The organism is Thauera sp. WB-2 (genome assembly GCF_027594845.1).
GTDB lineage: Bacteria > Pseudomonadota > Gammaproteobacteria > Burkholderiales > Rhodocyclaceae > Thauera > Thauera mechernichensis.
Window position 1 is genome coordinate 2,553,376 of the sequence record NZ_CP088935.1, and the last position, 12,371, is coordinate 2,565,746.

Consider the following 12,371-nt stretch of genomic DNA (forward strand, 5'->3'; position numbering starts at 1 on the left):
TAAGGATAAAGTTGCGACACGGTCGAAACCCTTCCTGTACAGGGGGTTTATGGTCCGAAGAAAGCCCGTTGCATGACACGGGCAGGTGCCCGGAAAGCCGCTCCGGCACCGATCTCGCAAGCACAGACTGCCCCTAATACACGCCTCGCCGGAGTCACAACCATGTATGCAGCTCACCACACTCCCACCGCCGCGCTGGCAAGCCGTCGCACGAGCCGCTCATCCCGGGCACCCGGCGACACCCCGGCACGAAGCCGCGGCGGCGACTCGTCGGGTGCGGCACCCGCATCCCTGGACCAGGCGCCACCGGCAGTCGGCAAGGTGCATCTGGTGGGCGCAGGCCCCGGCGACCCCGAGCTGCTCACGCTCCGGGCTGCCCGCCTGATCGCCAACGCCAAGGCGGTCGTATATGACCACCTCGTCGGCGACGCCATCGTGGCCCTCATCCCGCCTGCGGCACGCCGTGTCTATGCCGGGAAGGAAGCCGGCAACCATGCACTGCCGCAGCATGCAATCAACCAGTTGCTCGTCGACCTGGCACGCGAGGGCCTGGACGTCGTGCGTCTCAAAGGAGGCGACCCCTTCATTTTCGGTCGTGGCGGCGAGGAGATGCAGGCAGTACAGGCGGCCGGAATCCGCTGCGAAATCGTGCCTGGAATCACCGCGGCAGCAGGTGCGGCATCCTGTACGGGGATTCCTCTTACCCACCGTGAACACGCCCAGACGCTGGTGTTCGCGACCGGCCACCTCAAGGACGGCACGGTCGATCTCGACTGGCCAGCGCTTGCGCGCCCGCGTCAGACGCTGGTGATCTACATGGGGCTGGGCGCGCTCGAGGCGATCTGCACGCAACTGATTGCCCACGGGCTGCCGGCAACGACACCCGCCGCGGTGATCCACGCCGCCACCACCCCAGCCCAGTGCGGTGTGCATAGCACCCTTGCCGACCTGCCCAATGACGTTCGCGAGCGCGGCATTCGCGCGCCGGCACTGATCATGGTCGGCGAGGTCATCTCCATCGACCCGGGCATGCTGCTCACCCAGACGCTTGCAACCACCGCCTGATACAAGCACAAGCGCGGCGGGGTCTCCATGATGCGGGTGGGGTTATAATGACAACCCTATCGACTGCAATCAGGACCGCCCGCGCATGGCCGAAGAAAACCAGTTTTTCCGTCCGATCAGGGATTTCTGCCAGCGCAACGTGGTGACCTGTGCCGCGGCCGACGGCGTCGTCGATGTCGTCGCGCGCATGCGCGAGCGCAATATCTCGAGTGTCGTCGTCGTCGGCGATGGCCGCCCGCTGGGCATCCTGACCGACCGCGACCTGCGCAACAAGGTTGTCGCCCAGGGTCGCGACCCCAATACGCTCCACGTTGCCGACATCATGAATGCCCCGCTGGCGGTAATCGGCGAGGACGACGTGCTGTACGAAGCGCTCTACCGCATGTCGAGGCTGAAGATCCACCGCCTGGTGGTGGTGACACCCGGGGGCGAGCTGGCAGGCATCATCACCGACACCGATATCCTCCGCCTTCAGGCGCACTCGCCGCACCAACTGGTGCTGGACATCGAAAAAGCGGACTCGATCGACAGCCTGCGCCTGCTGCACGAACGCATCCAGAAGCTGGTTGTACACCTGTCCGGCACCGGGATTCCGATCCGCGACATGGTCAAGCTGATCGCGAACCTCAACGACCAGGTGCTGATCCGCCTGATCCACCTGCTGCGCGGCACCCGCTTCCCCGACCTCACCGAGGACTTCGCCTTCGTCGTGATGGGCTCCGAAGGCCGTAGCGAGCAGACCCTGTCGACCGACCAGGACAACGCAATCATCTACGACGACGGCCTGGATCCGGCGCAGGTCGCTCGTCTGGAAGCGTTTTCGCACGAGCTCATCGACGCCCTCATTTCGATCGGCGTCCCGCCTTGCTCGGGCGGCATCATGGCGCGCAACCCCGCCTGGCGGCGCAGCCTCGGGGCTTGGAAGCAAGAGCTCAACCGCTGGCTGTCCACCCCGACACCCGAGAACGTGATGACCGGCAGCATGTTCATGGACCTGCGCGCGCTGTACGGCCGCGCCGACCTGGTCGAGGCCTTGCGCCAGCATGCCTTCCGTCACATGAGCAACGACCAGGGCTTCCTGATGCGCATGGCGCAGAACATGACGAACTTCCTGCCTCCACTAGGCTGGTTCGGCCGCATCAAGGTCGAGAAGTCCGGACCGTATAGCGGCAAGGTGGACGTCAAGAAGGCCGGCATCTTCGCCATCACGGACGGCATCAAGGCGCTCGCCATCGAGGCACGCAAGCTGGATGGCAGCACCCACGACCGCATGGAGGCGCTGGTCGCCGGGGGCGCGCTCAAGGAAGACGCCGCCGCGGACCTGCGCGCGGCCTTCGACTTCCTCGTGCTGATGCGCCTGCGCGGCCATGTCGATGCACTGCGCCAGGGCGTCGAGCCAAGCAACTACATCGCGCTCGACCAGCTCAACGCGATGGAGCAAGGCGAGTTCCGCCTCGCGCTCGAGGGCGTCACAAAGTTTCAGGCCTTCATCAAGCACCACTTCAAGCTGCATCTGCTGCGGCACTGAGGAGCGTCCTCAGTCCTCCACGAGCTGCCTGTGCACACAGACGGCCGAAGCGCGCGGACGTACGATACGTCCGCGCGCTTCGACATGCGCCCGTGTGAAAGCCGCTCCCAGCAACAGGATCAGCGCCGAATAGTTCACCCATAGCAGCAGCATCACCAAGGACCCCGCCGCACCATAGGTGGAGGCAGTCGCCGTCGTGGCCAGATACAGCGCGATCAGCGAACGCCCGACCGCAAACAGCAGCGCGGTTGCGAAAGCGCCGAGGAGCACGTCGCGCCACAACAGCACGACGTCGGGCAAGACCCTGAAGATGGTGGCGAACAGCAAGGTGATGACCACCAGGGAGACGGCCCAGTCCATGCCCAGCACGAGCGCGGCAGGTACCGGCAGCCAGTCCTGTGCGAAAGCGATCAGCGCACGCACGAGGACGCTGGCCGTAAGCGACACGAGCAGCACGAAGCCGATGCCCAGCACCACGGCCAGCGACAGCAGGCGTGTCTTGACGTAGATGAACACGCTGTTGCGTGTCGGCCTTGGCGCCACCCCCCAGATCGCATTGAGCGACGTCTGCATCTGCGAAAAGACCGTGGTCGCGCCAAACAGGATGGCGGCAAAGCCCGCCACCGACGGCAGCAGGCCGCTCTGCTCGATACGGCTGTTGCTCACCGCCGACTGTATCGCCGAGGCGGCCTGGGCGCCGATGGCGGCCTCGAGTTGCGCCGCCACCTCGCCTTGCGCTGCGCTCTCACCAAGCACCAGTCCGACAATGGTGACCGCGATGATCACCACCGGCGCAATCGAGAACAGCGTGAAGAAGGCCAGCGCGGCGGCATGAACGAACACCTGTGCGTCAAGCCACAGTCGCACCGTACGGCGCATCACGCCGATCCAGTATGCCAGGCCCGGCATCACCCCTTGCCTCCGCCCGCAAGGAGAACGAGACTCAAGGTATCGAAGATCGGGCCAGCGCCGAAGCAGGCGAGACGCAGCATGGAAGGATGGGCATGAATGTTCATGCGCGAAAGATAACCGATGACGCGGCGCCGGGGCACCATGCAGCCGGCCGCCCTGTCTATAATCGCCTGCATCACGCCCACGTCATGCACCGCGAGGACCGTGTGGAGACCGCACAAGAGGGGAGACAGCAAACGATGACTTCGGAATTTCCGCCCATCCTGCTCGTGGAGGACAGCCCGATCGATGTCGACCTGACGTTGCGGGCGTTCGCTCGGCGCAAGCTCGCCAACACCGTGCTTGTCGCCCGCGACGGCGAGGAAGCGCTCGAATGGATCCCGCGCTGGCTGGCAGGCGAGCAGAAGCCGGCAGTGATCCTGCTCGATCTCAACATGCCGCGCGTGGATGGCCTTACCGTGCTCAAGGAGATCAAGGCGCATTCGGCGCTGCAGCGTATCCCGGTCGTCATCCTCACCACCTCGCGCGAGGACCGCGACCTCACCGCCGCCTACGCACTGGGCGCCAACTCCTACATCGTCAAGCCGGTCGATTTCGGCAACTTCATGGAGGTTGCGCAGCAGATCGAGCTGTACTGGTGCGTCCTCAACGAACGACCAAAGTGATCGACATGCGGGTGCTCTACATCGAGGACTCCAGCGCCGATGCCGACCTGGCCCGCCGCGTGCTCGCACGCTCGGCGCCCCAGGTCGAACTGACCCACGCCGACACATTGGCACGCGGGCTCGAATACCTGGCCGAATCGGAGCCGTTCGACCTCGTCCTCTGCGACCTCGCCCTCCCCGACGGCTCCGGCCTGGAAGTGCTTTCACACGTGCGTGAGAACGGCTTGCCGATCGCGGTCGTCATGCTGACCGGCTCGGGTGATCAGGATTCGGCGGTTGCCGCCCTCAAGGCGGGTGCCGACGACTACCTCGTCAAACGCAACGACTATCTCGACCACCTTGCTGACAGCATCGATGCGGCCCTCGCCCGTCGCCGCGGCGCGGCGGACTGGCAAGGGCGCGGGCTACGCGTGCTCTATGTCGAACACAACGGCTTCGATGCCGACCTGCTCGCCCGCCATCTTGCCGAGCACGCACCCCACATCCGGCTGACGGTATCGAGCACGGCGGACGAAGCCCTCGATCTGCTGCCGGCGGGACCGGACGAATCCACGGCGTTCGACGTCATCCTTACCGACTACCGGCTACCGGGCATGGACGGGCTCGAGCTCGTACGCACCCTGCGCAGAGTCCGGCGGCTCGACCTCCCGATCGTGCTCATAACCGGCCAGGGCAGTGAAGACCTCGCTGCCAAAGCCCTCGGCATGGGCATAGACGACTACCTCGCCAAGCATGAAGGCTACCTGTTCGAGGTGGCGGCCATCCTGGAGAAGGTGCAGCGCCAGGCCGAACTCAAGCGCGAGCGCGAAACCCTGCGCGCAACCAGCGATCGCCTCAGCCGGTTGATCGATGCCAGCCCGACGATCCTCTACAGCCTGTCGCTTGACGCCGGCATTCCGCGTGCGACCTGGGTCAGCGAGAACATCACCCGCCACTTGGGTTATACCGTCAGCGAGGCGCTGCAGCCCGGATGGTGGGCGAGCAAGCTGCATGCAGACGACCGCGCTGCCGCAATTGCCCGCTCGGCCTCACTGTCCGCCATCGAGAGCCTGGTGCACGAGTACCGGTTCGCCGACGCCCACGGCCAGACACGCTGGATCCGCGACCAGTTGCGGCTCGTACGTGCGGCCGACGGTCAGCCGCAGGAGGCTGTCGGCGTCTGGCTGGACGTAACCACGGAAAAACGCGACGAGGTCCTGCAACGCGCACGCGTCGCCGTGCTCGACGAGGTCCTCTCCGGGCGCGCACTCGCGGACATCCTCGCCGACCTGGCTCGCCGCCTCGAAGAGCTCGACCAGGACATGCTGGTGTCGATCCTGCTGATCGACACCGACGGCAAGCTCCACACCGCCGCAGCGCCCTCGCTGCCGGCAGACTACAACGCAGCAGTCGATGGCCTGACGCCTGGCGAAGGCGACGGCTCCTGCGGCACCGCGGCCTGGCTGGGCAAGCCGGTGATCGTCAGCGAGATAGAGCACCACCCTTACTGGCAGCCCTATCTCGCAATTGCACGCAAGGCGGGCCTGGCCGCCTGCTGGTCGATACCGCTCAAGGACGACACCGGCAGGGTGATCGGCACCTTCGGCATCTACCACCGCAGGCCGCGCGCGCCGGGGGCTGCCGAACTCGCGCTGATGGAAGAGTTCGGCCGTCTGACGTCGCTGGCGATCATCAAGGTCAGGGACCGCGAGGCGCTCAAGCAGGCTGCTGCGGTTTTTTCTGCCACCCGCGACGGCGTTTTCATCACCGACCTGCAACCCCGCATCGTCGCAGTCAACCGCGCATTCTCAGAGATCACCGGTTACGCAGAGACAGAGGCCCTGGGCCGCAACCCATCGATGCTGCAGTCCGGGCGCCACGAGCGCAGCTTTTTCCAGTCCTTGTGGAAGACGCTCGGCGAAACCGGCCACTGGCACGGCGAGGTCTGGAACCGGCGCAAGAGTGGCGAGATCTACCCGCAGTGGCTGTCGATCAGCACCGTCAAGGACGACAAGGGCGAGCCGCATCGTTACGTGGGCGTGTTCACCGACATCGGCGAGCTGAAATCCTTCGAAGCGCGGCTCGAGCATCTCGCACACCATGACCCGCTTACCGACCTGCCCAACCGACTGCTGATGCAGTCACGGCTGCAGAACGCCATCGATCGTGCCGAACGACACGGCAACAAGGTCGCCGTGCTCTACCTCGACCTTGACCGTTTCAAGACCGTCAATGACAGCCTCGGCCACCCGGTCGGTGACGAACTGCTTGTGCAGTTGACCCAACGCCTGTCGAGCCGGCTGCGCGACGAAGATACCCTTGCACGCCTCGGTGGCGACGAATTCCTGCTCCTGGTCGAATCCGTGACCCAGCCCGGCCACGCAGTCGCCGTTGCGCAATCGCTCATCGAACTGCTCCACACCCCCTTCGCACTGCCATCGGGCCATGAGGTGTTCATCGGCCTTAGCATCGGCATCAGCCTTTACCCGGACGACGCCCTGACCGCAACCGAGCTCGTCCAGCATGCGGATGCGGCGATGTATCTGGCCAAGCAGCAGGGGCGCAACACCTACCGCTTCCACACCCACGCACTGACCCGCGCTGCGGCCGAACGCCTGTCGCTCGAAACACGGCTGCGCCATGGGCTGGACCGCGGCGAGTTCCTGCTCCACTACCAACCGCTCGTCGACGCGACGACAGGCAAGGCGCTGGGCGTCGAGGCACTGGTACGCTGGCAGCCCCCGGGGGAGGATCTGGTGCCCCCAGGGCGCTTCATCCCGCTTACCGAAGAGACCGGCCTCATCGTTCGACTCGGTGCCTTCGTGTTGCGGGCGGCCTGCGTGCAGGCCCAGGCGTGGCGTGAGCAGGGCCTGGCGCTCGGCACGGTGGCGGTGAACCTATCCGCTCGCCAGTTCATGGACGACGGCCTGGTCGAGGAAGTGAAGACTGCACTGGCGATCTCCGGCCTGCCCCCGCACTGCCTCGAACTCGAACTCACCGAGAGCCTGCTCATGGAGCAAGCCCCGCGCACGATTGCAACGCTCAGCGCACTGAAACAGTTGGGCTTGCGCCTGGCGATCGATGACTTCGGCACCGGCTATTCATCGCTCGCCTATATCAAGCGCTTTTCCATCGACAAACTGAAGATCGATCAGAGCTTCGTCCGCAGCCTCGAGCGCTCGGCCGACGACAAGGCCATCGTCGCCACCATCGTCGCCATGGCACGTACGCTACGCCTGGAGGTACTGGCCGAGGGCGTGGAGACGGACGCACAAGCGAGCATCCTCGCCTCGCTCGGCTGCGTCGAACATCAAGGCTACCTCTACGCACGCCCGCTACCGCCAGCCGAACTCGAGACATGGCTGCGGAGCCATGGCCGATGACCACACGCCTGCTGCTTGCCCTGCTCGTCTCCGTGCTCGCCCTGGCGTGCGCGAAAGTACCCGAGCCGCCCCTCCGCGTGGCCGTCAATCCCTGGGTCGGCTACGACCCACTGGTGCTCGCCCGCGAGCGCGGGCTGATCGACCCGGCCACGCTTCAGGTCATCGAACTGCCATCGGCAACCGAATGCAAGCGCGCCCTGCGCAACGGGCTCGCCGACGCCGCCGCACTGACCCTGGACGAAGCACTGCGCCTGGCCGACGAAGGCACGGAACTTCGCATCGTCACCCTGCTGAGCGACTCCAGAGGCGCCGACGCCGTGCTCGCACGCCCCGGCATCTCGAGCCTGGCGGAACTCCGCGGCAAACGTATCGCCCTCGAAGAAAGCGCGCTTGGCAGCCTGATGCTGGCACGCTTGCTGACCGCTGCGGGTCTCACGCGAGATGACGTTCACACCGTGCACGGCGAAGCCTCGCAACACGCCGCCATGGTGCAGGACGGCGGGGCAGACGTGGTCATCACCTTCGAACCCATCAGGAGCCAATTGCTTGCCGCAGGCTTGAGGGTGATCTTCGACAGCGCCGAGCTGCCGGGAGAAATCGTGGACGTGCTCGTCGTCCGCGCAGACCTCGTCGAACATCGCGTTCAGCAGCTACGGGCCGCCTGGCGGACCGGGCTGGCCGCTCTCGAGGCCGACCTGCCCGCAGCGGCCGCCCTACTCTCTCCCGCCGCGGACCTGACGGTCGAACAATACCTCGCCACCTTGGACGGGCTCCGCTTCATTCCTGCCGCCGAGAGCGCTCAGCGACTGGACGCCGAAGCGCTCGCACTGTCTGCAGGCCCGCTTGCAGGCCATCTTCAAGGGCTTGGCCTGCTCCAGCGCCCGCCCGACTGGGTGGCCCTGACCACTGACACCGGAGCCGCACGGTGAGGATCGGCAACCCCCTGCTCGCATTCCCCGCCCGACTGGTTCTGCCTATCGTGCTGTCCCTGCTTGCCGTCATCGCGCTGGGCATACTCTATTGGGTGCAGATGGGCGTCCTGGAAAGAGAGGTCGAGCACGCCGAGCGCCTGCGCCTTGCCGAACGCCTGACCCTGGAACAGACCAGGCTGGAGAGCCAGTCCGAACATGGAACGCCGCTGCAGATCCGCCGACTCGTGAGCAGCCTTGCACTGCACCGTGGTCTGAGCCACGCCTGGCTGGTCGACGCCAACGGACAGATTCGCGCCAGCCTGAGCAGATCGGAGCTCGGGCAGCCGATGCTCGCGCATCTGCCTCTGCTGGCACCTGAAACGCGTCTTGCCGTCGCCAAGGCGCTTGCACGACGTACCCCCCAGGCCAGCATCCAGCGCCTGGAAGCCGAACAAGCCTTGCTGGGCGTGGTCGCCGTCGGCCCGAGCGACACCCTCATCGTGCGCGTGGACCTTGCGCAGCCACTGGCAAGCCGTCTCGAAGCGAGCCGCCTCGATTTCATCGCCGGTGCGGCGGCATGGCTCGCCTTCGCCCTGCTCGCCGGCCTGATCACCCATCTGCTCTGGTTCCGTCGTGCCGCCCTCCTCACCCGCACCGCAGCCACGCTTGCCACCGGCGACCTCTCAGCGCGCACCCGCCTGCAGGGCGCAGACGAACTCGCGAACGTCGGTGCTGCGCTCGACGCCATGGCCGAACGGCTCGAGGCTCAGCACCTCCAGTTGCACCGCCTCGGCACGATCATCGACCACTCCCCGGTCATTGCCATCTCATGGGCAAATGCGCCGGGCTGGCCCGCCACCTTCGTGAGCAGCAACATTCGGCGCTGGGGCTACAAGCCTGAAGACTTCACCGCCGGCACACTGCACTACAGCACACTGATTCACGCCGACGATCTACCCAGGATCACTGACGACGTCGCCAGCCACTTCGCACACGGCCCGGACGCCTATACCCAGAATTACCGGCTGCGCATGGCCAACGGCCAGTGGATACACATCGAGGACCACACCTGGCTTACCCGCGACGCCAACGGCGAAGTCGTCCGCATCCAGGGCATGTTGCTCGACGTCAGCGCACGCGCAGCGCTTGCCGAGGCCCTGCATGACAACGAACAGCGCCTGCGCCTGGCCCTCGCGGCCGCCAACCAGGGGCTGTACGACCTCGATCTGCGTACGGGCCAGGCCCAGGTAAGCCCGGAGTACGCCACGATGATGGGCTACGATCCGGCTACCTTCGTCGAGACCAACGCCGCCTGGCGGGCGCGGCTCCACCCGGACGATGCGGAAAGGGTGTTCAGGACTTTCGAGGACTACGTCGCCGGTCGCCTGCCCGAGTACCGCGTCGAGTTCCGCCAGCGCACCCGTGACGGACGCTGGAAGTGGATCCTCTCGCTGGGCCGTATCGAGCAATGGTCGGCCGACGGCACGCCGCTGCGCCTGCTGGGCACCCATACCGACATCGATGCAATCAAGGCGGCGGAGGCTGCACTGCGCGAAGCCAATGCCTCGCTCGAAGCCCGTGTCGCCGAACGTACGGCCGAACTGCAGGCACTCAACCAGTCGCTCGAGAGCTTCGTCTATTCGGTTTCGCACGACCTGAAGGCGCCGCTTCGCGGCGTGGAGGGCTACAGCAGACTGCTCGAAGAAGACTACGCCGCGCGCCTCGATGACGAGGGGCGACTCTTCATCACCAACATCCGCAGCGGCGTGACCCGCATGGGCGAGCTCATCGACGACCTGCTCGAGTACTCGCGCATGGAGCGCCGCAGCTTGAGCCTCGGTACGCTCGACCCAGCGGAGCTCGTGCGCCAACTGCTCGCAGCACGCCGGGACGAATTCGACACGAAGGGCATCCATGTGCACACCGCAATGCCCGCGCTCGAGGTCATTGCAGACCCCAACGGTCTGGGCATGGCGCTGCGCAACCTGCTGGAGAACGCCGTCAAGTTCAGCCGCAACGCGCCCGAACCGCGCATCGACATCGGTGCCCGGAGCGAAGACGGCATGGCCGTCATCTGGGTGCGCGACAACGGTATCGGCTTCGACATGAAGTACCACGACCGCATCTTCGAAATCTTCCAGCGCCTGCACCGCGTCGAAGACTATCCCGGCACCGGCATCGGCCTCGCCCTGGTACGCAAGGCCATGCAACGCATGAACGGCCGCGCCTGGGCCGACAGCAGCCCGGGCGCAGGCGCCACGTTCTACCTCGCGCTTCCTCTTGCCCCGACGCCGACAAGCGCAGAGGCCTGATCGGCTAGGGTAAGGGCCAGGATCACTCCCACTCGATCGTCGCCGGCGGCTTGCCGGAAATGTCGTACACCACCCGGTTGATGCCACGCACTTCATTGATGATACGGTTGCTGACCTTGCCGAGCAGGCTGTGCGGCAGCTCCGCCCAGTGCGCGGTCATGAAGTCCTGGGTCTGCACGGCACGCAGCGCCACCACGTACTCGTAGGTACGGCCGTCGCCCATCACGCCCACGCTCTTGACCGGCAGGAACACCGCGAAGGCCTGGCTGGTCTTGTCGTACCAGTCGGCGGCGCGCAGCTCGTCGATGAAGATCGCATCGGCGCGGCGCAGCAGGTCGGCATACTCCTGCTTCACCTCGCCGAGGATGCGCACACCCAGGCCCGGTCCCGGGAAGGGGTGGCGATAGACCATGTCGTGCGGCAGGCCGAGCGCCACGCCGAGCTCGCGCACCTCGTCCTTGAACAGGTCGCGCAGCGGCTCGAGCAGCTTCAGGCCGAGGGTTTCGGGCAGGCCGCCGACGTTGTGGTGGCTCTTGATCGTGTGCGCCTTCTTGCTCTTGGCACCACCCGACTCGATCACGTCGGGGTAGATCGTGCCTTGCGCAAGCCACTTGGCGTTGGGGAGCTTCCCGGCTTCGACCTGGAAGACTTCGACGAACTCGCGGCCGATGATCTTGCGCTTCTGCTCAGGGTCGGTGACGCCCTTCAGGTGGCCCATGAACTGCTCGGTGGCATCGACATGCACGACCTTCGCGTGCAGGCGGCCGGCGAACATCTCCATGACCAGCTTGCCTTCGTTCAGGCGCAGCAGGCCGTGGTCGACGAACACGCAGGTGAGCTGGTCGCCGATTGCGCGATGAATCAGCGCCGCCGCCACGGACGAATCAACGCCACCCGACAGGCCAAGGATGACCTCCTCGTCGCCGACCTGATCGCGGATTTTCTGCACCGCCTCGGCGATGTAGTCGGGCATGTTCCAGTCGTGACCACAACCGCAGATGTCGTGCACGAAGCGCGCGATCATCTCCTTGCCCTTGATCGTGTGCGTGACCTCGGGGTGGAACTGCACGCCGTAGAAGCCGCGCGCTTCGTCCGCCATTGCCGCGATCGGGGTCGATTCGTTGCTGCCGATGACCTTGAACCCGGGCGGCAGTTCGGTGACCTTGTCGCCGTGGCTCATCCACACGTCGAGCAGGCCATGGCCCTCCGCACTGGTCCGGTCCTCGATGCCCTCGAACAGCTTCGAGTGACCGCGCGCGCGCATTTCGGCGTAGCCGAACTCGCGCTTGCTCGAGCTCTCGACCTTGCCACCGAGCTGGCTGGCCATGGTCTGCATGCCGTAGCAGATGCCGAGCACCGGGACGCCGAGCTCGAACACGGCCTGCGGCGCCCGCCAGTCCTCGGCTTCGTACACCGAGTTCGGGCCGCCGGACAGGATCACGCCCTGGGCGCCGAAGTTGCGCACGAATTCGTCCGATACATCGAAGGGGTGGAGTTCGCAGTACACCTGCTGCTCGCGCACACGGCGGGCGATGAGCTGGGAAACCTGGGAACCGAAGTCGAGGATGAGGATTTTCTGGTGAGCCATGGGCGCGAGCGTCTCTAGCGTCGTGAAA

General features: G+C 65.8%; 9 protein-coding genes. 6 read left to right on the forward strand and 3 right to left on the reverse strand.

Features of this window, described 5'->3' with window-relative positions:
* The first annotated feature begins 162 nt into the window (after positions 1-162).
* Both cobA and LQF09_RS11765 read left to right on the forward strand, forming a co-directional pair.
* The gene (gene cobA, locus LQF09_RS11760) at positions 163-1,065 is read left to right on the forward strand and encodes a uroporphyrinogen-III C-methyltransferase (protein WP_270068027.1); all 903 of its coding nucleotides are present in this window, start codon (positions 163-165) and stop codon (positions 1,063-1,065) included.
* A gap of 85 nt (positions 1,066-1,150) precedes the next feature.
* A complete protein-coding gene (locus LQF09_RS11765) occupies positions 1,151-2,593 on the forward strand; it encodes a DUF294 nucleotidyltransferase-like domain-containing protein (RefSeq protein ID WP_270068028.1) in 1,443 nt (480 codons plus the stop codon).
* A gap of 9 nt (positions 2,594-2,602) precedes the next feature.
* Here LQF09_RS11765 and LQF09_RS11770 read toward each other — a convergent pair whose 3' ends face one another.
* Complete coding sequence (locus LQF09_RS11770; protein ID WP_270068029.1) at positions 2,603-3,502, reverse strand: YihY/virulence factor BrkB family protein; 900 nt, start codon at positions 3,500-3,502, stop codon at positions 2,603-2,605.
* On the reverse strand, positions 3,502-3,690 hold the full coding sequence (locus LQF09_RS11775) for a hypothetical protein (RefSeq protein ID WP_270068030.1): 189 nt from the start codon (positions 3,688-3,690) through the stop codon (positions 3,502-3,504). Before LQF09_RS11775 ends, LQF09_RS11770 begins: the two co-directional genes overlap by 1 nt.
* 54 nt (positions 3,691-3,744) lie before the next feature.
* On the opposite strand from LQF09_RS11775, the gene LQF09_RS11780 reads away from it, so the two are divergent.
* Genes LQF09_RS11780 through LQF09_RS11795 form a run of 4 tightly spaced genes read left to right on the forward strand, consistent with a single transcriptional unit; the run spans position 3,745 to position 10,755 of the window.
* A complete protein-coding gene (locus tag LQF09_RS11780) occupies positions 3,745-4,170 on the forward strand; it encodes a response regulator (RefSeq protein ID WP_002927230.1) in 426 nt (141 codons plus the stop codon).
* 5 nt (positions 4,171-4,175) lie between these two features.
* Entirely contained in the window at positions 4,176-7,532 is a 3,357-nt protein-coding gene (locus LQF09_RS11785) for an EAL domain-containing protein (RefSeq protein ID WP_270069881.1), read from the forward strand.
* The gene (locus LQF09_RS11790) at positions 7,529-8,461 is read left to right on the forward strand and encodes an ABC transporter substrate-binding protein (RefSeq protein WP_002927234.1); all 933 of its coding nucleotides are present in this window, start codon (positions 7,529-7,531) and stop codon (positions 8,459-8,461) included. Before LQF09_RS11785 ends, LQF09_RS11790 begins: the two co-directional genes overlap by 4 nt.
* Positions 8,458-10,755, forward strand: a complete 2,298-nt coding sequence (locus tag LQF09_RS11795) for a PAS domain-containing protein (RefSeq protein WP_270068031.1) — start codon at positions 8,458-8,460, stop codon at positions 10,753-10,755. The genes LQF09_RS11790 and LQF09_RS11795 overlap by 4 nt, the downstream gene beginning before the upstream one ends.
* A 22-nt stretch (positions 10,756-10,777) precedes the next feature.
* On the opposite strand, the gene guaA is transcribed toward LQF09_RS11795, so the two are convergent.
* Positions 10,778-12,343: a glutamine-hydrolyzing GMP synthase gene (guaA, locus tag LQF09_RS11800; protein WP_270068032.1), complete on the reverse strand. Its 1,566-nt coding sequence runs from the start codon at positions 12,341-12,343 to the stop codon at positions 10,778-10,780.
* Positions 12,344-12,371: the final 28 nt, after the last annotated feature.